This window comes from Litorivita sp. NS0012-18, assembly GCF_040371945.1.
Classification (GTDB): domain Bacteria; phylum Pseudomonadota; class Alphaproteobacteria; order Rhodobacterales; family Rhodobacteraceae; genus Litorivita.
Genome location: NZ_BAABWS010000001.1, coordinates 1,909,359 through 1,936,127, shown reverse-complemented (window position 1 = coordinate 1,936,127; position 26,769 = coordinate 1,909,359). Strand labels below are relative to the sequence as shown.

Below are 26,769 nucleotides of genomic sequence, written 5' to 3'. Positions count from 1 at the left end.
GCCCTTTACTTAGCGGTCGCTCGCTCTGCGGGTTTGCAGTTCGATATTGAAGATCCCGTTGCCCAGCGCCCCGCCGGATTTCAACTCGCCCAAAACCACCGTGGTCGCCGAGCCACCTTCGTCGTGGATCACCCATTGGCGCAGTTGCACGGGATTGTCCGTAAAGACCAGATCAATGCTGCCGTATTCGGGATGCTCGGGGTCTTGGGCGCGCACCGTGGTGGTTTTGCCATCCGAGGTATGGCCCACAACCATTTTTGCACGGCCAAGATCGACATTTTGCGCGAGGATCAAGGACAAAGGTGTTTTATTGAGCGGATAGGTCTCGGTCGACCCTTTGGGGTCATGAACCGCCACCGCGCCGCCTGAGGCCAACACCAAGAGCGCCTGCGGCGGCGCATATTCGAAGCGGATACGCCCAGGGCGCTTGATGTAAATTTTGCCGGTGCTGATCGTGCCATCGTCGTTGATCTGGGTAAAATCGCCTTGTGCGGTTTTCATCGCGTTCAAATAGCTAGAGATTTGCGACAAAGGCAGCTTGTCCGCCTGCGCTGGCAGGGCGAGCATCAAAGCGGCAGGCACTGCCAAAACAGCGGCGCGAAAAGCGGAAAAAGATACCATCGGCAGACCCTTTCTTTGGTCCGGAACATTGCTTTGATTACTATATAAGACGCGGATCAGGCTTTCGCACCTCGCAATCGATCACATGCGCGACAAGGCGCGCAAAAAGGCAAAAGGGGCAACGCTCCGCTATGGATCGCCGCCCCTCCGTTTGGCCGATGGTGCCGCTTAATGTTGCTCGGGCACCAGAATTTCGCGCTTGCCGACATGATTAGCGGCGGAAACAACGCCTTCGTCTTCCATCTGCTCGACCAGACGCGCTGCCTTGTTATAGCCGATCGCCAATTTGCGCTGGATGTAGGAGGTCGAGCATTTGCGGTCCTTGATGACAATCGCCACGGCGGTGTCGTAAAGCGCATCCTCGCCGTCCGTATTGCCGCCCGTGTTGAGGCCCAGAACCGCGTCGATATCGCTTTCGCGGTCCTCTGCGGGGCCTTCAACCACGCCGCCGATATAGGAGGGCGGCCCGTAGGATTTGAGGTGGTTGACCACCTCTTCGACTTCCTCGTCCGACACGAACGGACCGTGGCACCGCGTGATCCGTGCGCCGCCCGCCATATAAAGCATGTCACCCATGCCCAAAAGCTGCTCGGCGCCCATTTCGCCCAAAATCGTGCGGCTGTCGATTTTCGAGGTCACTTGGAAGGAAATCCGCGTCGGGAAGTTGGCCTTGATCGTGCCGGTGATCACATCGACCGACGGGCGCTGTGTCGCCATGATCAAATGGATGCCCGAGGCCCGCGCCATTTGCGCAAGGCGCTGGATGCAGGCTTCGATTTCCTTGCCCGCGACCATCATGAGATCGGCCATCTCGTCGACGATGACGACGATATAGGGCATTTTCTCGGGCTGGTTTTCTTCGGTCTCGAACACCGGCTCGCCGGTCTCGTCGTCAAATCCGGTCTGCACCGTGCGGGTGAACATCTCGCCCTTGGCCAAAGCGTCCGCCACGCGGCCATTATAGCCGTCGATGTTGCGCACGCCCATTTTCGACATCTTGCGGTAGCGCTCTTCCATCTCGCCCACCACCCATTTGAGCGCGACCACGGCCTTTTTCGGGTCGGTCACAACAGGGCTGAGCAGATGCGGAATGCCGTCATAGACCGACAGTTCGAGCATCTTCGGATCGATCATGATCAAGCGGCAGTCTTCGGGGGTCAGCTTGTACAAAAGCGACAGGATCATCGTGTTGATCGCCACGGATTTCCCCGAACCGGTGGTCCCCGCGATCAACAGGTGAGGCATCTTGGCAAGGTTGGCGACAACGGGATCACCGCCGATATCCTTGCCCAAGGCCAGCGGCAATTTTTGCGTGCCGTCGCCATATTCACGGCTCGACAGGATTTCGCGAAAGCTGACCATTTCGCGGTGATCATTGGGCAATTCGATCCCGATCACCGAGCGTCCCGGCACGGTCGAGACACGGGCCGAAAGCGCGCTCATCGAACGGGCGATATCATCGGCAAGCCCGATCACGCGGCTGGCTTTCAAACCGGGTGCGGGTTCCAATTCGTACATGGTCACAACGGGGCCGGGGCGCACCGAGACAATCTCGCCTTTGACGCCGTAATCATCCAATACGCTCTCCAACATCCGCGCGTTCTCTTCGAGCGCCTCATCGGAGAGATGATGATGCTCGGAGGGCTGTGCGGGCGACAAAAGCTGTAGCGGCGGCAACTCGAACTGCGCGGCGCTTTCGTCGAACTGCAAGGACGGCTGCGCTTCGGCCTTGGCGCGGGTGGATTTTTGCACCGGCTTGCGCGGCGCATGCTGGACGACCTTTTTGGCCTCGGGCACGGGGATCGGCCCTGCATCGGTGCCCGCCGCGCCAGGCACATAGCCCTGCGCGCTAAAGCTGTAGTGATCTTCATCGTGATAGGGCGCGGGATTGGCATCGGCGGGGATCGGCGCGATCTCGTCGGTATAACCGCCGTCGTAAATCCGCGGGGTGACCTCGGCATAGCTCTCGCTTGGCACCGCGTCGTGCAAAGGCGCATCGACCGGATCGGCGGCCATTTGCGGCGCGGACACAGCAGCGGGCGCGATCTGCATCGACAATGGTCCGCGCGGGGCGGCAGCGGGGGCCATTGGTGCGGGGGCCGTCATCGTGGCGGCCATATGCGCCGCCGTCAACGGCGGCTCGGGCGGCAATCCCGCGCGGGCGTTTTCGGGCGATGTGTTGAGCAAAAGCGGCTGCGGACCATGGCCGCGCCCACGGGTCAGCGGCGCGGAAGGCGGCGGCGTCATCCCCGCGCCTGCACGCACACGGCTTTTTACTGCATCGGCGATTTTGGCACGAATGCGCGCGTCGCCTTGCGCGGGGTCCATGTCTTCAAAGGCCAAAGGCTGCGGCTCGACCAACTCGGGTGCGGGCATCACCTCGGGCGCAGGTTCGGCGCGTTTGATCAACGTCGGCATGCGCGACAGCAGGCTCGGTTTTTCGGGTTTGGGCGCGCGAAGATCTTCGACAAGCGGTTCGTCATCATAGCTGTCCGCACCGTAGGGCATGGCGGTATCGGCCCCGTATGCGTGGCGCGTGGCCGCCGGAGCCGGCGCATAGGCCTGTTGCTGCGCGGCGATTTCGGCTTCTTGCTGCGCCAACCATGCGGCCTCTTCGGCGCGCCACTCGGCGCGGGCGGCGCGGCGGGCGGCATTCTTTTCTTGCAAGGTCGCGGCGGCCGCGCGCGCGCCCTTCGCCCCTCGGCCAAGTGCGTTCATCAACATGGCATAGGACATGATCAACCCGACCAGAAGGAAGCGGCCGATGCGGGCCAGTTCCGGTTTGGTAAAGCCCAAAACAAAGGCCCCAACGGCCAAGGTCGCACCAAAGCTGAGCAGCGACAAAGCCTTGACCGCAAACGCATTTCCGAAGGGGATTGCGACCAAAAGCGCACTGAGCACCGTATCGCCAAAATGACCGCCAAGGCCGAAATCATGGGTCTGCCCCCAAAGATCGTCCGGCGTCAGGCTGGCCGCATAGACCGACACAACCGCCACCCAGATCGGCGCGAAAATCACGCGGCCCATGGCGCGGTCCTGGCCGCGGTGCAGCGCAAATCGCACTCCCCATGCCAAAAGCACGAGCGCCACGGCCCAAGTGCCAAGACCAACAATCATCAGCAAAGGCGCCGCAATCGATGCGCCAAAACGGCCAAGCCAGTTTTGCACCGGCGCATCGGTGGCCATCATGAAATTGGGATCATCGGGCGAGTAGGAATAGATCATCGCAGCCGCCAAAAGGCCGACAAAGATCAATCCGAGGCCAAGCAGTTCCTTGCCGCGTTTTTCAATCGCCGCCTGCATGTTGCTGTCGAAAAGCGGATCGCGTCCGCGTGCCTGATAAGCCATTCGTGCCTCGCCTTTTTTATTCATAGAGACTGTCGCGCAAACGGATCAGGCCGCGCTCCATCTCGTCTTTTGGGGCCACCATCGCAACCCGGATGTATCCTTTGCCGGGCGTATTCGCGCCGGTGTCTTTGCTCAAATATGCCCCCGGAAGCACGCGCACGCCGGTTTGGGTCCATGCTTTCATGGCCGCCGCTTCGCCGTCCTCGACCGGCAGCCACAAAAAGAACCCCGCTTCGGGCGGCAAATAGCCGTCCAGCCCTGCAAAAACGCGGTCGGCCACGGTGTATTTCTCTTGGTAGAGCGCGCGCGAGGCATCCACATGCGCCTCGTCGCGCCACGCGGCTTCGGCCACACGCTGCAACGGCAAGGGCAAGGGCGCACCCGCATAGGCGCGCAACTGGCGCGCGCGCGCGATGCTTTGCGGCCCGCCCGCCATGAAGCCCGACCGCAATCCGGGCAGGTTCGAGCGTTTGGACAAGGAGTGAAACACGACAACGCGCTCGGGATCGGCACCCAGATCGCGCGCGACGGTCAAGGCGCCGGTGGGCGGCGCATCGCGGTAGATTTCGGAATAGCATTCATCGGCGAAAATCTGGAAATCATAACGCTCGGCCAGCGTGACCAGCTCTTCAAGATAGGCGCGCGAGGCGACCGCGCCTTGGGGGTTCGAGGGCGTGCAGATATAGGCCACGGCGACGCGCTCCAGAACCTCTTTGGGCAATCCGGCGTAGTCGGGCAAAAAGCCCGTGCCGCGCGTGGCGGGCACAAACACCGGCTCTGCGCCGACCGCAATCGAGGCCACCATATAGACCTGATAAAACGGGTTCGGGATTAACACGACAGGGGTCTTGCCATTCTTTTGCTCGGGGCAAAGCGCCATCAACGCGTTGTAAAGCCCCTCGCGCGTGCCGTTCAGCGTCATGATCTGCGCATCCGGCACGGCGACATCGAAACGACGGTTCAGCCATGCGCTAATCGCGTCAAGCAATTCGGGCGATCCGTCATTGGGCGGGTATTTGGCAAAGCCCGCGATATTTTCGGCCAGTATCGTCGGAACAAAATCGGGGAAGGCATGTTGCGGCTCGCCGATGGTCATATGCATCACATCACCGCCGGGCGCATGGGCGTCCAGAAGGCTCCGCAGACGCGGAAACGCATAGGCCGGTAGGTTCGAAAACCGCTCGGGGAACATAATTTCTGCCTCAATTTCGGGATCATTGGCGTCCCGTTTGACACGAAACTACACCAGCGCGCGCGCTCCAGTCCAGCGCGGCGAGGGGCGCGGCGGCGATTTTGTGGCATTTTGATCGGCCAAGGCCCGTGAAGCGTGGCGGAAAAGTCGCAGCGACCCTAGGACAGCGCCGCCTCCGCCGCATGGGCCAGACGCAAAAGCGCCTCTTCGCCCATCGGTTTGCCCATCAAAATCACCCCGCAAGAGGGTACGCCGGTGGGCAAGGTGATCGCAGATAGCCCCAGCACGTTGCCGACCCGCGTATTACGCAAAGCCAGAAGGTTTTCAGTGACATAATAGTCTTCATCCGCCGCAAGCCGCGCCAGATCCGGCGGCAGGATCGGCGCCGAGGGCAAGATCACCGCATCGTATCCGGCCACCCGCGCATTCCATAACGCGCGGCATTCAAACAAGATTTCCCAAGACGCCACATAGTCCGCAGCGGAAAACCCAGCGCCAGAACGGAACCGCTCCAAAATCCGGCTATACATCTTGTCTGGCGCCGCCTCGATCACCTCGCGCCAAAGCCCGTAGGCTTCGCCCGTGAAACTGACGGCAGATTGATCGAGGGCGCGGGCCACTTCGGGCGCATCGATTTTCTCGACCACTGCGCCGGCGTCTTCGAGCCGCTCGATCGCGGAGCGGTAGGCGGCCATCGGCGCGCCGCGCATATCGTCCAGAACCGCCGTTTGCAACGCCGCAATCCGCGCGCCTTTGATCCTGGCGCCGCGCAAATCGGCGGGTTTTGCGCCCTCAATCGCCGCCAGCAAAAGCGCCGCATCCTCCACCGTGCGCGCCAGCGGCCCGACCGTATCGTAGCGTTTGCACAGGGGCACCACACCTTTCAACGAGACCCGACCCGACGTGGTTTTCAGCCCAACCAGATCATTCCACGCCGCCGGAATGCGCACCGATCCGCCGGTGTCCGACCCGATGGCCCCTGCGGCCAATCCAAAGGCGACAGAGGCCGCAGCCCCCGAGGACGAGCCGCCGGAAACCGCGCCTCGATCATTCACGCAGGGCGGCGTTTGGGTCACGGGGTTAAAGCCCAACCCCGAGAACGCCAATTCGCTCATATGTGTTTTACCAAGGCAGATCAGCCCCATCGCCGAGCCATTGCGCAACACTTCGGCGTCGCGGGTCGGCACCCGCCCCTTGAGCAAATCCGAGCCTGCTTCGGTCGCCACGCCTGCGCTGTCAAACAGGTCCTTCCATGACACCGGCACCCCGTCGAGCGGCGAGAGGCGCAAACCAAGGCGGGCGCGTTTCGCGGCGGCTTCGGCTTCGGCCATCGCCCGATCCGGCGTCAGGCGGGCATAAATGCGCGCGCCGAACTCATGCGCGGCAATCGCGCCCAGAAAATCCGCCGTAACCTCGCGCGGATCGACCTCGCCGCGGCCAATGGCGCGGCCCATTTGTGCGGCGCTCATCTCTTGCCAGTCTTGTGCCATGGTCCGTCCCTTTGCGCCTCTACCTCGTCGATGGTAGCGGCGCAAAACCGCATGGACAATCCCGCGCGCGCACCCATATTGAAGCCCATGACATATGACAGCGATATCGCCATCGTCGGTGGCGGCCTTAATGGACCTGCTTTGGCCTTGCCCTTGGCGCAGGCGGGGTTTTCCGTCTCCGTAATCGATGCCCTGCCCGCGCAGGACCGGCACGCGGGAGATTTTGACGGGCGCGCCTATGCGCTGGCCCATGCCTCCATGCGCCTGTTGGACCGGATCGGCATTTGGCAACAGATCGAGGCCCATGCGCAACCGATGCTGGAGATCAAAGTATCGGACGGTCATGCAGGCGCGGGCCCCTCCCCTCTCGGGTTGCATTTCGATCATGCCGAGATCGAAGAAGGGCCGATGGGCTATATGATGGAGGACCGCCATCTGCGCGGGGCCTTCTTGGATGCGATGGATGCGCAGGCGCAAATCACCCAAGTGTCGGGCCGCAGGGTCGTCGCGCAAGAAACCTCGGCCACCGGCGCGGTCTTGACGCTCGACACTGGCGAGACCCACCGCACACGGCTCATTGTCGGCTGTGACGGGCGCGGATCGGGCACGGCGGCGCGGGCAGGCATCACCCGCACGGGGTGGGATTACGGGCAAACGGCTCTTGTTTGCGCGATCGAACACGAATTGCCGCACAATGGTGTCGCGCATCAGTTTTTCATGCCCGAGGGGCCTTTGGCGATTTTGCCATTGGTCGGCAACCGCTCTTCAATCGTGTGGAGCGAAACCCACGACAACGCCGCTGCTTTGACCGCTTTGGACGAGGCCGGATATATGGCCGCGCTGCGCCCGCGTTTCGGCGATTTTCTGGGCGAGATTGCGCTGGCGGGAAAGCGGTTCAGCTATCCTTTGGCGCTGACCATCGCGGATCGTTTTGTGGATGAACGATTGGCTCTGGTCGGGGATGCCGCCCACGGGATGCACCCGATTGCAGGTCAGGGGCTCAATGCAGGGCTGCGCGATATCGGCGCATTGGTGCAGGTGCTGCGCGAAGCCCGAAGACGCGGCGAAGATATGGCCTCGCCGATGGTTCTGGCCCGCTATCAATCATGGCGCCGGTTCGATACGGCCAGCCTCGCGATGGCGACGGACCTGACGAACAAGCTGTTTTCAAATGATAATCCGCTTTTGCGACTCGGGCGCGATATCGGCATGGGCGTGGTCAATGCCATCCCCTCCATGCGCCGGACGATGATCCGCGAAGCGGCGGGGCTGACCGGTGATTTACCCGATTTGATGCGCGGCTGACGCCAATCGCTCAATCGAGCTTACGCGCCTCATCCATCAACATCACCGGAATGCCGTTGCGGATCGGATAGGCCAAATAGGCCGTGCGGCTGATCAACTCCTGACGCTCGGCGTCATACTCCAAAGGGCCCTGCGTTTGCGGGCACACCAGCGCCTCCAGCATATGCGGGTCGAACCCGCCATCAAGGCTTGCCGCCTCGGGGTTTTCTACCTGCTCGGTCATTGCAATAACTCCTCTGCATCCCCGCCGCGCAGGGAAAATTCGATCAAGGTCACCAGCGTCTCGCGCCGTGTGGAAAGCGACGGCGCCTCAAGCAGCGCCTGTTTGTCTTCGGGCTCGAAACCGAGCATCATCGACAAGGAATTGATCAACAACTCATCATCCGCCTCGCCCAGATTATCCCAATCGGTATCAAGGCTCTGCGCCTCGAAATACCGCGTCAACAGGCGCAAGAAGGCTGGGCGGTCAAACCCCGTGTCATGCTCCGCGCGGCCGAGATCGGCAGAAAAATCCTGCCAATCCACATGCGCGCGGCGATAGGGCGTAAAGCCCTGCACCTCTTCGGTCAGCCGGAACCGCGACACGCCCGTCAGGGTGATCATATAGCGCCCGTCTTCGGTTTCCGAAAATTGCGTCACGCGCCCCGCACAGCCGATTTGATGCAATCCGGTGCTGCCTTCGGGCGCGGTCTGATTGGGCGGGCGCGACGTGGGCTGGATCATCCCGATCAACCGCTCCGGCGTTTTCAGCGCGTCTTCGAGCATCGCCAGATAGCGCGGCTCGAAGATATTGAGCGGCAGGCGCGAGCGCGGCAGCAACAGCGCGCTTGGCAGCGGAAAGAGCGGAATGATGTCGGGCAGGGTGATGGTTTTCATGATCTATCACCTAGCGCTCGGCCGCGTTTAGACAAATATCATCGACGACAATTTGCGCCGTCCGTTCAGCACGATGGGATCATTCGGTTTGAGCGCATCAAAGATGGTGAAAAGCTGCGCCTTGGCCGCGCCATCATTCCATTCGCGGTCGCGGCGGAACATTTCCAAAAGCGTCTCGACCGCTTCTTCGACCTGCCCCGCGCCATGCTCGGCTTGGGCCAGATCAAACCGCGCTTGCATATCGTCGGGGTTGGCCTCGACGGCGGCGCGCAGGTCGTCCACCGGCCCTGCCCCTTCGGCTTGGCGGGCAAGGGCAAGCTGCGCATGGGCGGCTTCCAATTCGGGGGCGGTGGAGATTTCGGCGGGCGCGCCGTTCAATGTGGCTTCGGCTTGGTCGAGATCGCCGGCCAGAACATAGGCACGCACCAGACCGCCGTAAGCGGCGGCATTGTTTGCGTCTTCTTCCAAAATCGCGGCAAAGGTTTGCGCCGCGTCCGCAATGGCGCCTTCGGTGAGCATCTCTTCGGCCGCTTCAATCGCCTCGGCCAATCCGCCGTCACCGCCCAATGCCGCCGTGCGTTCCACAAAGGCGGTGATTTCCGACCCTGCAACCGCGCCTTGAAACCCGTCGACCGGCTGGCCTTGCCAAAAGGCATAGACCGTCGGAATGGATTGCACGCGCAATTGTCCCGCGATGCCTTGGTTCTCATCCACGTTGACCTTGACCATCCGCACCGCGCCGCCTGCTGCGGTCACTGCCGCTTCGAGCTGCGGGCCGAGGGTTTTGCACGGGCCACACCACGGCGCCCAGAAATCGACGATCACCGGCACCTCTTTGGAGGCCTCGACGACATCCGCCATAAAGGTCGCCTCGGTGACGTCTTTGATCAGATTGCCCGCAGGGGCATTTTGCGATTGGCCGAGTTCCAGCATGGGGTAGGCTCCTTACATCCGTTTGCCCTTATATGAGGGCTGACGCGACAAATTCAAAGGTCAAAACTGGCGAAAACCGGTGCGTGATCGCTGGGCTTTTCCCATCCGCGCGCGTGGCGCAGGATGCGGCTGCCGTGAGCGGCGTTGGAAATATCGGGGGTGGCCCAGATATGATCGAGGCGGCGGCCCTTGTCGGCGGCATCCCAATCTTTGGCGCGGTAGGACCACCACGAATAGAGCAAACCTTCGGGGATATCCTGACGCGTGACATCGACCCATTGCGCGGCATCTTGAACCTGCGCGAGATGTTCGACCTCGACGGGTGTGTGGCTGACGATTTTCAAAAGCTTCTTGTGATCCCACACGTCGTCCTCGCGCGGGGCGATGTTGATGTCGCCGACGAGGATGGATTTTTCTGGGCTGTTGGCGTGGAAATAATCGCGCATCTCGGTGAGGTAGTCGAGCTTTTGACCGAATTTCTCGTTGCGCTCGCGGTTGGGTTCGTCGCCGCCCGCGGGCACGTAGAAATTATGCACCGTCACACCGTTTTCGAGCCGCCCCGCGATGTGGCGCGCATGGCCGAGGGATGCGAAATCTTCGGCGCCAGCTTCCTCGATCGGTATCTTCGACAGGATCGCAACGCCGTTGTAACCCTTTTGCCCGCGCGCCACCATATAGCGATAGCCAAGCGCCTCGAACTGTTCGAGCGGAATTTTATCGACGGGGGATTTGCATTCTTGCAAGCACAAGACGTCGGGCAATTCCTCCTGCATCAATTTGCAGACAATCGGCTCGCGCAAACGCACCGAATTTATGTTCCAAGTTGCCAAAGTAAACGCCATGCCGAACCCCCTGTCGCGAATATGTGCCCAGTTAGACCGCAGCGGGCGCAACATGCAAATAGCTTTGCGCAGCTTACGCGCAAAGCCACGCCGATCTCGGGGCAAGCGGCTTGCCCGACGCGCGCCGCTATGAGAGTTTGCCGCAGAATCAAATTATGAGGACGAACCTATGCGCATTCTTCTGGCCTGCCTGCTGGCTGTCTGTCTTGTGGCGGGGCCAATCCCCGCCGCCGCCAAAAGCCTCAATGAGGCCGAGCAAGCCGCGCTAAGCGAGACGGTCGACGATTTTTCCAATGCGATGAAAGGCAATGATTTCAAGCGGGTGGTCGCGACCTTGCCGCCGCGGTTGATCGACAAAATGTCGGCGCAAGTCGGCGTGCCTGCCGATCAGTTGCGCGATATGCTGGCCGCGCAAAGCGCCCAAGTGATGGGAAATGCCACGGTCGAGAAATTTGCCACCGATCTGTCGGACCTGTCGGCCAAAAGCGGCAAGATGCCCGATGGGTCCAAAGTCCTTTATGCCTTCGTGCCCGCCGAAGTGGTGTTCACCATGGGCGGCAAAACCCATGAGGCCCCGCAAAACCTCTTGGCGCTCAAGGATGGCGAGGCATGGTATTTGATGCGCGTGCAGTCGGATGGCCACGTCAAGATGTTGCAAGACATCTACCCGTTTCTCAAACGCCGCGACTTCAAGTTCTAGGAAAAAAGACGCCCCGACCTTTTGAAAGGGTCGGGGCAGTCCAACAGGGAGGTGCATCCGTTTTCGGGAGGGAGGTCCCGAGATGCGCCGAGATGTGACCAATATATTCCGATATTGGCAGGCAGGATTTGATCTAAAACAACCCAGCGGATTTTTCGCTCTGATGGCCGCTCAGGCCACCAAACGATAGCCGCCGCTTTCCGTGACCAAGAGGCGCGCATTCGACGGATCGGGTTCGATCTTTTGACGCAAGCGGTAGATATGGGTTTCGAGCGTGTGGGTTGTCACCCCCGCATTATAGCCCCAGACCTCATGCAAGAGCGTATCGCGCGGCACGATGCCTTCGGAGGAGCGATAGAGGAATTTGAGAATATTCGTCTCTTTTTCGGTGAGGCGGATTTTCTTTTCATCCTCGGTGATCAGCATCTTCATCGCCGGTTTGAACGTATATGGCCCCAGTTGGAAAACCGCATCCTCGCTTTGCTCGTGCTGGCGCAATTGCGCACGGATACGGGCCAAAAGCACCGGAAACTTGAACGGTTTGGTGACGTAATCATTCGCACCCGCATCAAGGCCAAGAATGGTGTCGGCGTCGCTGTCGTGACCCGTCAGCATGATGATCGGGCTTTTCACGCCCTGTTTGCGCATCAATCGGCACAATTCGCGCCCGTCGGTGTCGGGCAACCCGACGTCGAGGATCACCAGATCATAGATTTGCTCTTTGGCACGGGCCAAAGCGTCCGCCCCATTGGCGGCCTCGAAGACGTCGAAATCTTCGGTCATCACCAATTGCTCGCCAAGCGCTTCGCGCAAGTCGTCATCATCGTCGACCAGAAGAATTTTCTTGAGTTGTCCCATGACGGGCCTCCTTTTCACGTTCTTGCGACAACATGTGAGGCGGCCATGGTGCCACGGCAAGATTTGTGGCACTGCGCTCACGGCCTCGTGTAAAACCCGCCGTCATTGTTTCAATATATGTCGTCAGGGGTTACATGAAGGGGATAGGTTGACCCAATCCGTGAAGGATCTGCAATGAGCTTTGCGCCCGACATTACCGAAACTCTGGCCCGCGCCCGCGCAGATTTGCGTATGGGGGTGCCTGTTGTGCTGTGCGGGGCGGGGCATTCGATTTTGGTTCTGGCAGCCGAGACATTGGATGCACAGCGGCTGGCGGATTTGCGCGCCCTTGGCGGTGCGCCGGTTCTGGCGATCACTTCGCGGCGGGCCGAGACCCTCAAGGCCATGGCCTATGACGGCGATACGGCGCGCGTGTTGCTGCCGCCCGACGCGCGGCTGACATGGGTGCGCGGGGTGGCTGATCCGGCGGATGATCTCAATACGCCGATGAAAGGCCCGTTCCGCTGCGCGCGCGGCGGCGATGTCTCGTTGCACCGCATGGCGATCACATTGGCAAAAACCGCGCGCATATTGCCCGCCGCCGTGGTGTTGGATCTGGCGAACGGCGCGCAATTCGCCGCCGATCACCACCTCACCCGCATCGACGCCCCGCGCGCCGCGCCGATCCTTGCGGCAACCTCGCAGTTGCATCCGGTCGTATCGGCGCGTCTGCCGATGGAGGCCTCCGAGGCGGGGCGATTGCATGTGTTTCGCCCCGAAGATGGCGGCGAGGAGCATTACGCCATCGAGATCGGCCACCCGCCGCGGGACACGCCGGTTTTGGCGCGGCTGCATTCGGCCTGTTTCACCGGCGATCTGATGGGGTCGCTCAAATGCGATTGCGGCCCGCAACTGCGCGGCGCTTTGGCGCAGATGGGCGCCGAGGGTGCAGGCGTTTTGCTTTACCTTAATCAAGAGGGGCGCGGCATCGGATTGGCCAATAAAATGCGCGCTTATTCCTTGCAAGATCAAGGGTTTGACACGGTCGAGGCCAACCACCGCCTCGGGTTCGAGGATGACGAGCGCGATTTTCGGCTCGGGGCGGAGATTCTCAAGAGCATGGGATTTTCGGCCGTGCGCCTGTTGACCAACAATCCAAACAAGATTGCGATGATGGAAAAAGCGGGGGTCAGCGTGGCCGAACGTGTGCCATTGAAGGTCGGCGAGAACGCGCATAACCGCGCCTATCTGGCGACCAAAGCGGCGAAATCGGGGCATTTGTTGTGACGCTCCAGCGGGCCGGTGATCTGCGCCTGACCCCGCGCGGGCTTTGGTGCGGCGGGCGCTATTACCCTTGCGCGATTGGCAAAGGCGGCATCCGGTCTGACAAACGCGAGGGTGACGGGGCGACGCCGCGCGGGGTGCACCACGTTGAGGCGCTGCTCTATCGCCCTGACCGCATGACCCGTCCCGCGCCTTGGGCCCTGCCTATCGGTCCGCGCGATCTGTGGTCCGATGCCCCAAGCGAGGCCGACTATAACAGCCATGTGCGCGCGCCCTATGCGGCCAGCCACGAGGCGCTGCGCCGCGCTGATCCGCTTTATGATCTGGTGCTGGTGCTTGACTGGAACTATGCGCCTGCCGCACCCTATCGCGGCTCTGCGATCTTTATCCACCAATGGCGGCGGCGTGGGTATCCAACCGAGGGCTGCATCGCCCTGTCGCGCGTCGATTTGCGCAGCGTTGCGGCGCAGGTCGCGCCAGGCACACGGGTGATCGTGGATTAGGCCGAGGCTGGCGGAATACGCTCGCCAAAGACCGCCGATCCGACCCGCACATGGGTCGCGCCGAGGGCAATCGCGCGCTCGAAATCGCCGCTCATCCCCATCGACAAGCCCTCAAGACCGTTGCGTGCAGCAATCTTGGCCAGAAGTGCGAAATGCAGGCTGGGTTCTTCCTCTACCGGCGGGATGCACATGAGGCCTTTGACCGGAAGGTCCAGCGCGCGGCATTGCGCCACAAACGCATCGGCCTCGCGCGGGGCAATACCGGCCTTTTGCGGCTCTTCTCCGGTGTTCACTTGGATGAACAGGTCGGGGCAATGGCCTTCCTCTTGCGCGAGCCGCGCGAGGGTATTGGCCAGTTTTGGTCGGTCAAGGGTATGGATCGCGTCGAAAAGACCAAAGGCCTGCCGCGCCTTATTGGTTTGCAGCGGGCCGATCAGGTGGACGAACGTGCTGTCATAGTCCTGCCGGAAGGCGGGCCATTTGCCTGCGGCTTCTTGCACCTTGTTTTCGCCAAAAAGGCGGTGGCCCTCGTCGAGAACCGCTTGCACGCGGGCGTTTGGTTGCACCTTCGAGACGGCAATCAATTGCACCGATCGGGCCGCGCGGCCTGCATTGGCTTCGGCTTTGGCGATGCGGGATGTGATATCGGCAAGGGACATGGGGCGGCTCCGATCCGTGGGGGGCATTTGCGGGCAAAGAACACCAGATCGGACAAAAAGAAAAGGGCAGGTCCGAAGACCTGCCCTCTCTTTAGACTGTAATTCCGAGTTGGAATTAGAAGCCGAAGATCACGCCGAACGAAGCGAAGTCTTGCTCGATTGCAGCCGCGGTGTCGCGGGTACCAACTTGAGCGAAGACCGAAGCGCCGCCACCGAGCGAGTACTGTGCGCCGATGGTGTAGTTGTCGGAGCTTGCGGTTTTGTTCATCAGGTAATCGGCCCAGATGGTCAGGTCGTTAGCTTTGTACTGAACCGACAGGTCGATTTGGTCAGCATTGTCTTCCGAACCGTTCCAGTAACCCAAACGTGCACCGAAGGCACCGAATTGTGCGCCCAAAGTGATCGCTGCGAGGTCGCCTTGGTTGCCGTCTTCGTAGCCGAGGCCAACGTCGATCGAGGTGCCGCCGAGGTCAGCTTTGTACGAGAAGCCGATGCCGGCTGCTTCGTCTACGTCAGCATAGGACAACGACACGCGCAGTGCGTCCATTGCGTAGTCCAAACGAAGGATCGAACCGTCGTCTTTGTTGTCTACACGACCGCCCCAACCTTCGAAGGCGATACCAGGATAAACGCGGTAAGCTTCGGTGGTGTTTTTGTCGAGCGCGCCGTCGGTGTTGCCGTACTGAACGGAAACGTTGCCAGCTTTCATGCCGATGACGGTGGCGGTGATTGCGCCTGCGCCTTTAGCTGCGCCAGTGGCGTTCAGGTTTTCCATTTCAACAGTTGCCGAGAACGACAGACCGGTGTCGGTTTCTGCGGTGCCTGTTGCATAGAGATCAACGTGGCTGATGATTTCGAAGTTCGAAGTGCCAGCGGATTTCAATGCGCCGAAGGCTGCAATGCCGGAGAACGACACGTCAGCGGAAGCAACACCAGCAGTCGCAACGAGTGCGGTTGTTGCGAAGAGAATCTTTTTCATGGTTTTTCCCTCGGTTTAAAAGAAGCCCCAATCCAGATCATCCGGCTTGGGTATGCCCTTCTCTCGCTCTTTTCGGGGTGCAAATGCAAGCCTCTCAAAAACCGTCGTGGTCCATGCAAAGAAATTGGTGCAGCTTTGCCACAGTCCGTTCTGTGCCCTCGCCCCGCGCCCGCTGCGCAGCCGCGCAATTTTGCCGCTTTGCCAAAATCTGTCCGCGGCACTTATATATCGCGCGATACCTCTATATGATGCGGCAGTGGCGGCGCGCACAACGATATGGCAACTAATTCCTTGCCTCGCTAACGCGCCTTGGGTAGGACAAAAAGGGGCGGCGTTCGGGATTTTCGAACGGGCAATCGGGAACTGGATATGATCACTACATATATGATGCGTGCAACGCTCACCCTCACGATGGCTTTGGCCTTGGCCGCCTGTGGCGGCTCCGGCGGCAGCGGAAAGAACTTGCTGCGCATTGGCGAGAACAATTCGCCCATCGAGCTTCCCGAAGAATACCCCCAAGCCGGACGCACCACCATTTGGGACGCCTTTCGCAAAAAGAACCTCGGCAGCGAAGTCGCCGTGAACCGCTATTTGTGGAATGCCTCGCTTGAGACGTTGAATTTCCTGCCGATTGAATCGGTTGATCCCTTCACCGGTGTGATCGTGACCGGATATGGCACGCCTCCGGGCGGCGGGCGCGCGTATCGTGCGACCATCTACATCAAGGATCCGTCGCTTGATGCGCGGTCTCTCAACGTTGCGCTGCAAACGCGCAGCGGTCCGGTCGCCGCAGGCACCCAGCGCGCGGTGGAAGATGCGATCTTGGCCCGCGCGCGGCAATTGCGCATCGCGGACGGCAAGCTGTAAAGCCCTCCACTGCTATTGGAATTTTCGAAACGCGCGGGACCTGCCTGCGCGTTTTTCGCATGCAGGCCTGCGGCCATCGGGCGATAGCCTGCCGATTTATTGCGGGAGCGGGCGCGGCGTTTTTGCGGCCAGATCGCTGACCCATTTTAACTGGCGTGGCAAACAGGCGCGGTTGAGATCGTAGTTGCCGACGATATGCGCGCGCGCCGCCTTGCCCAATCGCGCCCGCGCCGCGTCATCTTCGAGCAAATCGCACACCTCGCGCACCAAGGCCGTTTGATCAAAGAAATCGACCAAGCGCCCCGTCATATCATGCTCGATCGCCTCCAGAACCGGCGCGGTGGAGGAGGCGACAATCGCGCCCTCGGCGCTCATCGCCTCAAACAGCGACCAGCTGAGCACAAAGGGGTAGGTCAAATAGACATGCACCCGCGCCACCTGCAACAAGGTGATGAATTTATCATAGGGAATGCGGCCCAAGAAATGCACCCTCGCCCAATCCTCGTCAGGGATCTGACCGCGCACCTCGTCGATGAAAATCTGCTTCCACGTCTGCCCCTTGGCGGGGCGCGCGCCATAGCTGACATCGTCGCCGCCGACGATCAGCACCTGCGCGTTGGGCCGCTCTTTGAGCAGCGCAGGCAGCGCGCGCATGAAAACATGGTAGCCGCGATAGGGTTCGAGATTGCGGTTCACAAAGGTGATCACCTCATCCTCGCGGCTGAGCGTCGGGCCTGCTTCGACCTCAAAGGTCACATCGGGATCGGGCCTGACGTGATCGGTGTCGATCCCGTCATGGATCACGGTGATCTGATCTCGGTAGGCGGGAGGGAATGTATCGGCCTGAAACGCCGTGGGGCTGATGCCCGCATCGCCTAGGTCAAAGTGCAAAAGGTTGTTGAGGTTCTTCATACGGATGCGCAGCGGCTCGGCGCTGCCTTCGCGGCTGGCAAATTCGGGGTCGAAATTCACATGCGGATAGCCCGTCTCGTGATACAGCTCGCAATAGAGACCAATGCGCGCCTCGGGCCAGACATCACGCAAAAAAAGCGACTCCCCCCATCCGGGATGGGCGATGATCACGTCGGGGGTAAATCCGGCAGTCTTGAGCGCCATCGCCCCGTGATAGCAGGCCTCGGCGCGGGTGACCTTAGTGTCCATATCCACCAACCACGGGTGCACATTCTGTCCTGCCTTGCGCTTGATCTCATAGGGTAGGATGCGCACGCCTTTCCATGTCACCGGCTCTTTGACGCGCAGGGTCAGGGCGACAACACGGTGCCCCTCTTTGGCCAAAGCCGGCGCGAGGTTCTTAAATTGCCCAGGGAAATTCTGGTGGATAAAAAGGATGTTCATACCGCTCTACCAATTGTTTTTGCCAACTATAGCCACAGGATCGCCCTTTGGTAAAAGCGGTTTTTCGCGCCAAGGCCCTAGACCCGCGCCGCGCCGCGCCCTATCACCGCTGGCAACAGATTTTCTACAGACAGGTTGAACACTCTCATGTCGCGATATTCCGCCGCCGAGATCGAAGCGAAATGGCAACAGGCTTGGGACAAAGCCGATATCTTCCGCGCCCAGCGCAGCGCGGACAAGCCAAAGTATTACGTGCTGGAAATGTTCCCCTATCCGTCGGGCCGCATCCATATGGGCCATGTGCGCAACTACACGATGGGCGATGTTATCGCGCGCTACAAAATCTCGACGGGGCATAATGTCTTGCACCCGATGGGATGGGACGCCTTTGGCATGCCCGCCGAAAACGCCGCGATGGCCTCCGGCGGCCATCCGAAAGAATGGACCTATTCCAACATCGCCGACATGCGCGAGCAAATGAAGCCTCTGGGCCTGTCAATTGACTGGAGCCGCGAGTTTGCCACCTGTGATCCCGAATATTACGGCCAACAGCAATCGATGTTCATCGACATGCTCGACAAGGGTCTGATCTATCGCAAGAACGCCGTGGTCAATTGGGACCCCGTCGATATGACCGTTCTGGCCAATGAGCAGGTCGAGGGCGGACGCGGATGGCGCTCGGGCGCTTTGGTCGAGCGGCGCGAGTTGACGCAGTGGTTCTTTAAAATTTCGGATTATTCCGAGGAGCTTCTGGCCGATCTGGACAGGCTGGACGATTGGCCCGCCAAGGTGAAATTGATGCAGGCCAACTGGATCGGCAAATCGCGCGGGCTGCAATTTTCCTTCTCGATGGTGGATGAGGTCGCGGGCCATGACCGTGTAGAGGTCTATACCACCCGCCCCGATACGTTGATGGGCGCCAGCTTTGTCGGCATCTCGCCCGATCACCCGCTTGCCAAACAGCTTGAGGCGGAGAACCCCAAGATCGCGGAATTTTGCGCCGAATGCCGCCGCGGCGGCACCACCGAAGAGGCGATCGAGACCGGCGAGAAGTTGGGCTTTGATACCGGCCTCACGGTGCGCCACCCGTTTGATACGTCGTGGGAATTGCCCGTCTATATCGCCAACTTCATCTTGATGGATTACGGCACGGGCGCGATTTTCGGCTGCCCCGCCCATGACCAGCGCGACTTCGAATTTGCCACCAAATACGGCTTGCCGATCAATGCGGTCTTTGCCCCCGAGGGCAGCGACGATGCGCCGCTGACCGAAGCTTTCGTGCCGATGAAATCCGAGAAAGTGCAATACCTGCGCGGTTTTGCAGGCGATGCGGTGCAAACCGGTGATGCAGGTGTCGACAGCGCCATCGCCTTTTGCGAGGCCAATGGCGTCGGCCAAGGCGTGACCAAATTCCGCCTGCGCGATTGGGGCCTGTCGCGCCAACGCTATTGGGGTTGCCCGATCCCCGTGGTGCATTGCGACACTTGCGGCGTGGTGCCCGAGGCCAAGGAAAACCTGCCCGTCACCTTGCCCGATGATGTGACCTTCGACGTGCCCGGCAACCCCTTGGACCGCCATCCGACATGGCGCGATTGCACCTGCCCGACATGCGGCGCAGCGGCCAAGCGCGAGACCGACACGATGGACACATTTGTGGACAGCTCGTGGTATTTCGCCCGCTTTACCTCGCCCCGTGCCGCCACGCCGACCGATATGGCCGAGGCAGACTACTGGATGAACGTCGATCAATATATCGGCGGCATCGAGCATGCGATTTTGCACCTGCTTTATTCGCGTTTCTTCGCCCGCGCGATGCATATCACCGGCCATCTGCCCGAAAAATCCAAAGAGCCGTTCAACGCGCTTTTCACCCAAGGCATGGTGACCCACGCAATCTACCGCAAGGCACAGCAAAACGGCCGCTACACTTATTTCTATCCCGAAGAGGTCGAGGTGAGCGGCGGCAAAACCGTGCTCAAAGAGGACGGCACAGAGGTCGAGGTTGTCCCGTCGGCCAAAATGTCCAAGTCGAAAAACAACGTGGTCGACCCCAATTCCATCGTCACGCAATATGGCGCCGATACCGCGCGCTGGTTCGTGTTGTCCGACAGCCCGCCCGAACGCGACGTAGAATGGACCGCCTCGGGCGCCGAGGCCGCGTTCAAACACCTCAGCCGCGTTTATCGCATCTGCGCCGAGATCGCGGGCGACGACACGCCCGCTAGCGGCGAGGATGACGCCTTGCTGCGCGAGATGCATAAGGCCGTGCATGACGTGACCGGCGGCGTGGAAAGCTTTGGCTTCAACGCTTCGATCGCGCGGCTTTACGCCTATACGAACACGCTCGCGAAATCCAAGGCAGGCGGCGCGGCCAAACGCACGGCGGCGAAAACGCTGGCGCAATTGATGTCACCGATGACGCCGCATCTGGCCGAAGAGCTTTGGGCGCTCTTGGGCGGAACCGGCCTTGTTGCCTCGGCGCCGTGGCCCGTGGCTGATGAAGCCATGCTCAAGGACGATGAGGTCGTCCTGCCGATCCAGATCAACGGCAAACGCCGCGCGGAAATCAGCGTGCCTGCGGATATGGACAAAGCCGAGGTTGAAAAAATCGCGCTGGCGCATGATGCTGTGCAAAAGGCGCTGGACGGGGCCCAGCCCAAGAAGATTATCGTCGTCCCCGGGCGGATTGTGAATGTGGTCATCTAACAGGCGCGGCGCGTTGCGCCTTTTGGCACTTGGCGGAGCGGCGGCCCTTGGGGCCTGCGGCTTTACGCCCTCCTACGGGCCAAATGGCGGCGCGTCGTTGCTGCAAAACCGCTTGCGGGTCGATGATCCTCTGGACCGCGATGCCTATCTCATCACCCAAGCGATCGAGAGCAAATTGGGTCGCGGCGCCGTGGCCGATTTCGGCCTGTCGATTGCGATCCGCACCGAAGAGACCCGCATGGCGGTGCGCGCCGATAACATCACCTTGCGGTTCAATATCACCGGCAAGGCCACCTATGCCTTGCGAGATCTGGCCACTGGCGCGGTTCTGAGCACCGGAACGGTCGAGAATTTCACCGGCTATTCGGCCACTGGCAGCACGGTTGCCACATTGGCCGCCAGCCGCGATGCGCGCGAGCGGTTGATGGCGATCCTTGCCGATATGATCACCGCAAAACTGATCGCCGCCGCACCCACTTTTGCCGCACCCAAAGCCCGATGAAACTAAGCCCCCGCGACGCACCTGCCTATTTTGCCAAGCCGGACGGGCGCAAAACCGGTCTGCTGATCTATGGCAATGACGCGATGCGCGTGGCGCTGCGCCGCCAAGAGGTCATTGCCGCGCTCGTCGGGCCGCAGGGCGAGGAAGAAATGCGCCTGACCCGTATTCCGGCGGGCGAATTGCGCAAGGACCCCGCACAGCTCAACGATGCGATCAAGGCGCAGGGGTTTTTCCCTGGCCCGCGCGTGGCCTTTGTCGAGGATGCAACCGAAGCTTTGGCGGCGAAAATCCTGCCCGCGCTCGGCGATTGGCAAGAGGGCGATGCGCAGGTGGTGATCACGGCGGGCGCGCTCAAAGCCACATCAAAGCTTCGCAAGTTCTTTGAGAGCCACCCGAATGCCTATGCCGCCGCGATCTATGACGAACCACCCGGACGTGCCGAGATCGAGGCGATCATCGCGAAATCGGGCCTCGGCCAGCCCTCCGGTGAGGTCATGAACGATCTGACGGCTTTGGCGCGCAGCCTCGATCCAGGTGATTTTCGCCAGACGATGGAGAAGCTGGCACTCTATAAAATCGGCGATGACAGCCCGCTGTGCGCTGCGGATATTGCCGCTTGTGCCCCTGTCTCGGTGGAGGCGGTTCTCGATGACGTGCTCAACATCGTCGCCGAGGGCAAAGCCGCGCAAATCGGGCCGATCATGAGCCGCTTGAAAAGCCAAGGGCTACAGCCTGTGACGCTTTGCATCAGCGCGACGCGCCATTTTCGCACGCTTTATACCGCGTCCTGTGATCCGCAGGGCGCGGCCAACGGGATCGGCAAAATGCGCCCGCCGGTCTTTGGCCCGCGCCGCGACCGGATGGTGCGCCAAGCCCAAGGATGGGGCATGATCAAGCTCGAACAAGCCTTGCAGGTTCTCACCGATACGGATTTGCAACTGCGTTCGGCGGGGCAGCGCGCGCCCGCAATGGCCTTGGTCGAGCGCGCCTTGATCCGGCTGGCGATGCTTGCGCGCCGCTAAGCGCGCAAGGCAACGGGCGGCCCCCGCGCGTATCTGACCTCACGTCGGGCCAATTTTTGGGGGCTGGATTTCGCAGCCCGTCTAGGGTCTGCTCTGCGTCAGGATACGAGGGAGGAAACCAATGTATACCGTGATCGGAAAAGCCAGCAACCGAGGCCTGCGCGTGTTGTGGATGCTCGAGGAACTGGGCCAAGACTACACCCATATCAACGACGGCCCGCATAGCGAGACAGTGCGCAAGCATAGCATTCTGGGCAAGGTTCCGGTGCTTTTGGACGGCGATGAGGCCATCCGCGACAGCAGCGCGATTTTGACTTATCTGGCGGATAAACATGGCGCACTGACGGCCCCTGCGGGCACCATCGCGCGCGGCCAGCAAGACGCGGTGACCCATATGATCCTTGATGATATCGAAGCGCTCTTGTGGATGGCGGCGCGGCACAGCTTTATTTTGCCCGAAGACGAGCGTGTGCCGGAAATCCGCCCTGCGCTACGGCGCGAATTTGCCCGCAACATCGATAAATTCGCCAAAGTCTTTGCCAAAAATGGCGGGCCCTTCGTGATGGGGGGCGAGATGACGATCACCGATATTCTCGCTGGCCATTGCCTGAACTGGGCTGCGAATGCCAAATTCGCGGTCGAGGACGAGGCGCTTTTGGCTTACGGTGCACGGATGCGCGAACGCGAAGCGTTCAAGCGCGCGGCGGCCAGATAATCACGGCTCAGCGCGGGGCAAACGGGCGGCGTATTGCGCGGCCTTTTGCCCCGCCCACAGCCCCGTCGCCATCGAAGCGGTGAGCAGATAGCCCCCCGTCGGCGCCTCCCAATCAAGCATTTCACCGGCGGCGAAAACGCCCGCGCGGCTGCGCAGCATCAGGGTGTCATCAAGCCCCTCAAATCCGATACCGCCCGCAGTGGAGATCGCCTCGTCCATCGGGCGCGGGCCGTTATGGCGGATCGGCAAGGCTTTGATCAGCGGTGCCAGACCATCGGGCAGCGCGCCGCCCGCGCGTCCAAACTCCATCAATAGCGCCTGTTTGACAGGGGGCCACTTGAGCTGTTTGCGTAGATGCGCGCCAAGGCTGGCCTTGCCCTGTTTGCGCGCAAGCCGCGCGCGGACTTCGGCCTCGGTGAGGTCCGGCAATAGATCGACAAAAAGCGGCGCGCCCTCGCGCATCGCCGATGAGACCGCATAAATGCCGCCGCCTTCGATGCCGCGCGCGGATAGCACAAATTCGCCGCGCGAGCGGGCCGCCCCCGCGCGCAGGGCCACGCCTTTGACCGCGGTGCCCATATGCGCGGCCATATGCGGCGACCAATCGACAACAAATCCCATATTCGCGGGCCTGAAAGGCGCCAGCGCCGCATCGCCCACCCAACCGGCCCACGCGCCGTCCGAGCCGAGCCGCGCCCAGCTTGCTCCGCCGCAAGCCAGAACCGCGACCGACGGCGACAGCTGCATCGGGCCATCGGGCGCGGCAAAGGCGAAACCCCCATCCTCCCATCCGGTCCAGCGCCAGCGGGTGCGGATATCAACGCCGAGATCTCCCAAACGCGCCGCCCATGCGCGCAGCAAAGGCGAGGCCTTCATCGCCGTTGGAAAAACCCGCCCCGATGATCCGGTGAAGACCTCTTGGCCAAGGCCCCGCGCAAATTGCGCCGCCTGCTCCGGCCCGAAAGCTTGCAGCATGGGCGCAAGCGCCGGTGCCGCCGTGCCATAGGCGGCAAGGAAGCGCTCGATCGGCTCGTCCTTGGTCAGATTGAGGCCTGATTTGCCCGCCATCAAAAATTTACGCCCGATGGAGGGTTTGGCCTCGGCGACGATCACGCGCAGGCCCGCGCGCGCCATGGCTTCGGCGGCCATAAGACCCGCAGGCCCTGCGCCAATCACCAAAGCATCACTCATTGCGGCAAGGTGCCTGCGCCTTTGATTTCAACAACGCGGTGCGGATAGGGGATCTCGATCCCGTTGTCTTTGAGCGCATTCCAGATCAGGAACAGGACGTCAGAGGTATATTTATGCTGCCCGTCGTCGATGCCGTTGACCCAAAATTCCACTGCGAAATCAATGCCGCTGTCGCCAAAACCGCGCAGTTCACAATCGGGTGGTTGCGGCGCGCCCAATACATCGGGATGTGCGGCGACGGCTTTTTCGATGATCTCGGGGACGAGGTTGATATCGGTGTCGTAGCTGACGGAAAACGGCGCCTCGTAGCGGTTGGCAGAGCCGCTGTCGGAGTAATTGACCACCCGTGTGGTGATGAAATCCTCGTTCGGCACCACGATCCAGCGGCCATCGAAGGTTTCCAAGATCGCGGCGCGGGCGGTCATTTTGACGATGGTCCCCGCCTCGCCTCCGTCCAGTTCGACGTAATCGCCCACCGTGGCCTGCCCTTCGAGCAGCAAGATCACGCCGGAGATGAAATTCGAGGCGATGCGTTGCAGACCAAACCCGATCCCGACACCGACCGCACCACCGATCACCGCGAGCGAGGTGAGCGAGATGCCCATGATATTCATCAGCAGCAAGAAAGCCGCGCCGAAAATCACGATCTCGGCGGTTTTGATCGCCAAGGTGCGCGTCGCGGGGCGCAGTTCTTCGTTCTTGCCGATATAGGCTGCGGATTGATCATTCGACCAACGCCCGAACCAAAACAGCAGCGAGCCGGCAATCAGTCCGCGCACCAAGGTCATCACCGAGAAGGAGATATTGCCAAGGCTGATCATCGTTTCCGTCAGCTTGGCCGTGACCAGATCCAAAATTCCGAGCGCATAAAGCGCCATCACGGGGATCAGCACAAATTTGCCAAGCATCTTGAGGAAGGGGTCAGAGAGGATTTCACGCACCAAAATCCGCGCGGCCATGAACAAGAAGAGCCGTTTGCCAAAGGCAATCACCGCGCCGGACCCGAAGATCGACCGCGTGACGCTTTCGCCGATGCCGGTGAGAACATAGGCAACGAGCGGCAGCAAAAGCGGCACGAACATCAAGGCAAAGCGGCGCGCCTTGGACAGGATGTGTTTGCTGTCTTCGGGGGGCGTGAGCAGGCGCAAAACCGCAGGGCGCGCGCGCCGCGTGATCAAGAGTGCGGCGAGATAGGCCAAGACCAAGAGGCCGAATTGCGACCATGCGGCGGGGCTGAGCAACCAAGAGAGGGCGAGTTCTTTGCCCTGCTCGGCGTAGCCCAGCGCCTTTTGCAGCAGTTCGTTGTCAGAGTTCATGCGATTCCCCGTGCATTTGGCACCTACCCGCGCCGATATGACCCGCGCAGGCCCTGTTATTCAAGGGAAAGCCGCACATCCGGCCTCCCTTGCGGGCGCTGCCACCGCTCAGGATTGGCACATGGCTTTGATGCCGCGGGCGATCTCGGGTTTGGCGGCGATGGTGTCTTCGGCAATCTCGCGCGCTGCGTCCATCAAGGCCTCGCTCTCGATAATCCGCTCGATCAGGCCGAAATCCAAAGCCTCTTGCGCCGTGATCTTTTGCCCGCCCATGAGGATCAATTTGGCGCGCGCAGGCCCGATGAGCGCCGCCATACGCGGCGGATCGGAGGGCTGCGGCAAAAACCCCAGCTTCATCACCGGATAGAAGAATTTCGCTGACGGGACCGCGATCCGGATGTCGCAGGCCAGAGCCATGCCCATCGCGCCGCCCGCGAGCGTGCCGTTGAGCGCCGCAATCGTAATCGCGTCAAGCCGCGCAATGGCCGACGACAGGCGCTCCCACAGGGGGCTGACCGCGAGGCCCGCTTTGGCCGCTTCCAAATCCGCCCCTGCCGAGAAGACCTTGCCGCGTCCGGTCAAGATCAAGGCCCGCGCCTCGCCCGCGCTTTCGGCTATCTGCGCCAATTCGGTCAGCATCGCCTCGGTCAGCGAATTGGCCTTGTCGGGGCGGTTGATCGTGACCGTCCACAAACCGCCGTCTTTTTCCAGTTCAATCATATCAGTCCTACTCTTGCGCGGATGTCTTCTACGCGCAGCGAGATTTCCTCGCCGCAAAATTCGTCGCTGGCCGCGCCGCACATCCACAAGAGCGCGCGCGCGGGCCAATCGGCGGGAATGTGGTCGTCCCACTCCAAGCGGCGCACACCGTTGTCGACACGGCTGACCTTGATGTCGCGCTGCATCTGGGTGGCCACGGTGCCAGGCGACAGGCCCATGATCCGCAGGCCGCTGCCGCCATATTCCAGATGCGCCGAGCGGGTCAGCATCGCCGCTCCTGCCTTGGAGGCGCAATAGGCGCTCCAGCCCGCGACCGGACCATGCGCCGCACCCGACGACACGGTCAGGATCGTGCCCTTCCCTGCCGCAGCCATGACAGGCAGGGCGGCGCGCAGCCCGTAGAACACGCCTTTGAGGTTCACATCGATCAGTCGGCTCCATGCGTCGGGGTCTGCCTCGGCCATCGGGTCAATCGGGTCTATCATTCCGGCATTGCCAATCAACACGTCGAGACCGCCAAAAGCATTCACGGCAGTATTCACTGCGGCTTCGACCTGCGCGAAATCGGCCACATCGCAAGGGATGGCGAGCGCCTTGGCACCGCCTTTGGCGTTCAGCTCTGCGGCCAGACTTTCGGTTTGCGCTGTGCTGCGCGCCGCCAGAGCCACATGGGCACCTGCAGCGTGAAACACCCGCGCCGCCTCGGCCCCGATGCCGCGGCTTGCACCGGTGATCAGAACGGATTTGCCGCCCATATCAGGCATTTGATCTGCCATAGTGTATCCTTCGCGATTGCTTTTCCCTT

25 protein-coding genes are annotated in these 26,769 nt (G+C 61.2%); 9 read left to right on the top strand and 16 right to left on the bottom strand.

Features of this window, described 5'->3' with window-relative positions:
- Positions 1-9: 9 nt before the first annotated feature.
- The 4 genes from ABWV64_RS09300 to ABWV64_RS09285 form a co-directional block, all read right to left on the bottom strand.
- The gene (locus ABWV64_RS09300) at positions 10-621 is read right to left on the bottom strand and encodes a LolA family protein (protein WP_353344331.1); all 612 of its coding nucleotides are present in this window, start codon (positions 619-621) and stop codon (positions 10-12) included.
- Between the two features lie 168 nt (positions 622-789).
- Positions 790-3,969 (bottom strand): DNA translocase FtsK, encoded by a 3,180-nt coding sequence (locus ABWV64_RS09295; RefSeq protein ID WP_353344329.1) that lies wholly within the window; start codon positions 3,967-3,969, stop codon positions 790-792.
- 16 nt (positions 3,970-3,985) lie between these two features.
- Positions 3,986-5,164 carry an aminotransferase class I/II-fold pyridoxal phosphate-dependent enzyme gene (locus tag ABWV64_RS09290; RefSeq protein WP_353344588.1) on the bottom strand — a complete coding sequence of 393 codons (1,179 nt, stop codon included), beginning with the start codon at positions 5,162-5,164 and terminating at the stop codon, positions 3,986-3,988.
- 155 nt (positions 5,165-5,319) lie between these two features.
- Positions 5,320-6,651 (bottom strand): amidase, encoded by a 1,332-nt coding sequence (locus ABWV64_RS09285; RefSeq protein ID WP_353344325.1) that lies wholly within the window; start codon positions 6,649-6,651, stop codon positions 5,320-5,322.
- A 51-nt stretch (positions 6,652-6,702) separates the two neighbouring features.
- On the opposite strand from ABWV64_RS09285, the gene ABWV64_RS09280 reads away from it, so the two are divergent.
- The gene (locus tag ABWV64_RS09280; RefSeq protein WP_502902631.1) at positions 6,703-7,956 is read left to right on the top strand and encodes a UbiH/UbiF/VisC/COQ6 family ubiquinone biosynthesis hydroxylase; all 1,254 of its coding nucleotides are present in this window, start codon (positions 6,703-6,705) and stop codon (positions 7,954-7,956) included.
- Between the two features lie 10 nt (positions 7,957-7,966).
- Here ABWV64_RS09280 and ABWV64_RS09275 read toward each other — a convergent pair whose 3' ends face one another.
- The 4 genes from ABWV64_RS09275 to ABWV64_RS09260 are packed head-to-tail and all read right to left on the bottom strand — an operon-like array spanning position 7,967 to position 10,607.
- The gene (locus tag ABWV64_RS09275; RefSeq protein ID WP_353344321.1) at positions 7,967-8,179 is read right to left on the bottom strand and encodes a Trm112 family protein; all 213 of its coding nucleotides are present in this window, start codon (positions 8,177-8,179) and stop codon (positions 7,967-7,969) included.
- A complete protein-coding gene (locus ABWV64_RS09270; protein WP_353344319.1) occupies positions 8,176-8,832 on the bottom strand; it encodes an LON peptidase substrate-binding domain-containing protein in 657 nt (218 codons plus the stop codon). Before ABWV64_RS09270 ends, ABWV64_RS09275 begins: the two co-directional genes overlap by 4 nt.
- Positions 8,833-8,859: 27 nt before the next feature.
- Positions 8,860-9,765 carry a tetratricopeptide repeat protein gene (locus ABWV64_RS09265; RefSeq protein ID WP_353344317.1) on the bottom strand — a complete coding sequence of 302 codons (906 nt, stop codon included), beginning with the start codon at positions 9,763-9,765 and terminating at the stop codon, positions 8,860-8,862.
- A 53-nt stretch (positions 9,766-9,818) separates the two neighbouring features.
- On the bottom strand, positions 9,819-10,607 hold the full coding sequence (locus tag ABWV64_RS09260; protein WP_353344315.1) for an exodeoxyribonuclease III: 789 nt from the start codon (positions 10,605-10,607) through the stop codon (positions 9,819-9,821).
- 169 nt (positions 10,608-10,776) lie between these two features.
- Between ABWV64_RS09260 and ABWV64_RS09255 the strand changes: the two genes are divergently transcribed.
- Complete coding sequence (locus tag ABWV64_RS09255; RefSeq protein WP_353344313.1) at positions 10,777-11,307, top strand: hypothetical protein; 531 nt, start codon at positions 10,777-10,779, stop codon at positions 11,305-11,307.
- Positions 11,308-11,478: 171 nt separating this feature from the next.
- Here ABWV64_RS09255 and ABWV64_RS09250 read toward each other — a convergent pair whose 3' ends face one another.
- Positions 11,479-12,165 (bottom strand): response regulator transcription factor, encoded by a 687-nt coding sequence (locus ABWV64_RS09250; RefSeq protein WP_353344311.1) that lies wholly within the window; start codon positions 12,163-12,165, stop codon positions 11,479-11,481.
- Between the two features lie 174 nt (positions 12,166-12,339).
- Here ABWV64_RS09250 and ribA point away from each other — a divergent pair, with 174 nt between their 5' ends.
- Together ribA and ABWV64_RS09240 are read left to right on the top strand one after the other, a co-directional pair.
- Positions 12,340-13,431 (top strand): GTP cyclohydrolase II, encoded by a 1,092-nt coding sequence (gene ribA, locus ABWV64_RS09245; protein ID WP_353344309.1) that lies wholly within the window; start codon positions 12,340-12,342, stop codon positions 13,429-13,431.
- On the top strand, positions 13,428-13,931 hold the full coding sequence (locus tag ABWV64_RS09240; protein ID WP_353344307.1) for a L,D-transpeptidase family protein: 504 nt from the start codon (positions 13,428-13,430) through the stop codon (positions 13,929-13,931). Before ribA ends, ABWV64_RS09240 begins: the two co-directional genes overlap by 4 nt.
- Here ABWV64_RS09240 and ABWV64_RS09235 read toward each other — a convergent pair.
- Both ABWV64_RS09235 and ABWV64_RS09230 read right to left on the bottom strand, forming a co-directional pair.
- Entirely contained in the window at positions 13,928-14,590 is a 663-nt protein-coding gene (locus ABWV64_RS09235) for a YggS family pyridoxal phosphate-dependent enzyme (RefSeq protein ID WP_353344305.1), read from the bottom strand. The genes ABWV64_RS09240 and ABWV64_RS09235 overlap by 4 nt on opposite strands.
- A 115-nt stretch (positions 14,591-14,705) precedes the next feature.
- Positions 14,706-15,569 carry a porin gene (locus ABWV64_RS09230; protein WP_353344303.1) on the bottom strand — a complete coding sequence of 288 codons (864 nt, stop codon included), beginning with the start codon at positions 15,567-15,569 and terminating at the stop codon, positions 14,706-14,708.
- 369 nt (positions 15,570-15,938) lie between these two features.
- On the opposite strand from ABWV64_RS09230, the gene ABWV64_RS09225 reads away from it, so the two are divergent.
- Positions 15,939-16,436, top strand: coding sequence for a DUF3576 domain-containing protein (locus ABWV64_RS09225; protein WP_353344301.1), 498 nt, complete (start codon positions 15,939-15,941; stop codon positions 16,434-16,436).
- Between the two features lie 96 nt (positions 16,437-16,532).
- Here the strand turns inward: ABWV64_RS09225 and ABWV64_RS09220 are convergent, their stop codons facing one another.
- Positions 16,533-17,792 (bottom strand): glycosyltransferase, encoded by a 1,260-nt coding sequence (locus ABWV64_RS09220; protein WP_353344299.1) that lies wholly within the window; start codon positions 17,790-17,792, stop codon positions 16,533-16,535.
- A gap of 147 nt (positions 17,793-17,939) precedes the next feature.
- Here ABWV64_RS09220 and leuS point away from each other — a divergent pair, with 147 nt between their 5' ends.
- From leuS to ABWV64_RS09200, 4 genes are all read left to right on the top strand, one after another.
- Entirely contained in the window at positions 17,940-20,498 is a 2,559-nt protein-coding gene (gene leuS, locus ABWV64_RS09215; RefSeq protein ID WP_353344297.1) for a leucine--tRNA ligase, read from the top strand.
- Positions 20,499-20,511: 13 nt separating this feature from the next.
- Positions 20,512-21,000 (top strand): hypothetical protein, encoded by a 489-nt coding sequence (locus ABWV64_RS09210; RefSeq protein ID WP_353344295.1) that lies wholly within the window; start codon positions 20,512-20,514, stop codon positions 20,998-21,000.
- On the top strand, positions 20,997-22,022 hold the full coding sequence (gene holA, locus ABWV64_RS09205; RefSeq protein WP_353344293.1) for a DNA polymerase III subunit delta: 1,026 nt from the start codon (positions 20,997-20,999) through the stop codon (positions 22,020-22,022). The genes ABWV64_RS09210 and holA overlap by 4 nt, the downstream gene beginning before the upstream one ends.
- A gap of 121 nt (positions 22,023-22,143) precedes the next feature.
- Positions 22,144-22,737 (top strand): glutathione S-transferase family protein, encoded by a 594-nt coding sequence (locus tag ABWV64_RS09200; RefSeq protein WP_353344291.1) that lies wholly within the window; start codon positions 22,144-22,146, stop codon positions 22,735-22,737.
- Here the strand turns inward: ABWV64_RS09200 and ABWV64_RS09195 are convergent, their stop codons facing one another.
- The 4 genes from ABWV64_RS09195 to ABWV64_RS09180 form a co-directional block, all read right to left on the bottom strand.
- The gene (locus ABWV64_RS09195; RefSeq protein ID WP_353344289.1) at positions 22,738-23,928 is read right to left on the bottom strand and encodes a TIGR03862 family flavoprotein; all 1,191 of its coding nucleotides are present in this window, start codon (positions 23,926-23,928) and stop codon (positions 22,738-22,740) included.
- Entirely contained in the window at positions 23,925-25,244 is a 1,320-nt protein-coding gene (locus ABWV64_RS09190) for a mechanosensitive ion channel family protein (RefSeq protein ID WP_353344287.1), read from the bottom strand. Before ABWV64_RS09190 ends, ABWV64_RS09195 begins: the two co-directional genes overlap by 4 nt.
- Positions 25,245-25,352: 108 nt before the next feature.
- A complete protein-coding gene (locus tag ABWV64_RS09185; protein ID WP_353344285.1) occupies positions 25,353-25,964 on the bottom strand; it encodes an enoyl-CoA hydratase/isomerase family protein in 612 nt (203 codons plus the stop codon).
- The gene (locus tag ABWV64_RS09180; RefSeq protein WP_353344283.1) at positions 25,961-26,740 is read right to left on the bottom strand and encodes an SDR family oxidoreductase; all 780 of its coding nucleotides are present in this window, start codon (positions 26,738-26,740) and stop codon (positions 25,961-25,963) included. Before ABWV64_RS09180 ends, ABWV64_RS09185 begins: the two co-directional genes overlap by 4 nt.
- Between the last annotated feature and the right edge of the window lie 29 nt (positions 26,741-26,769).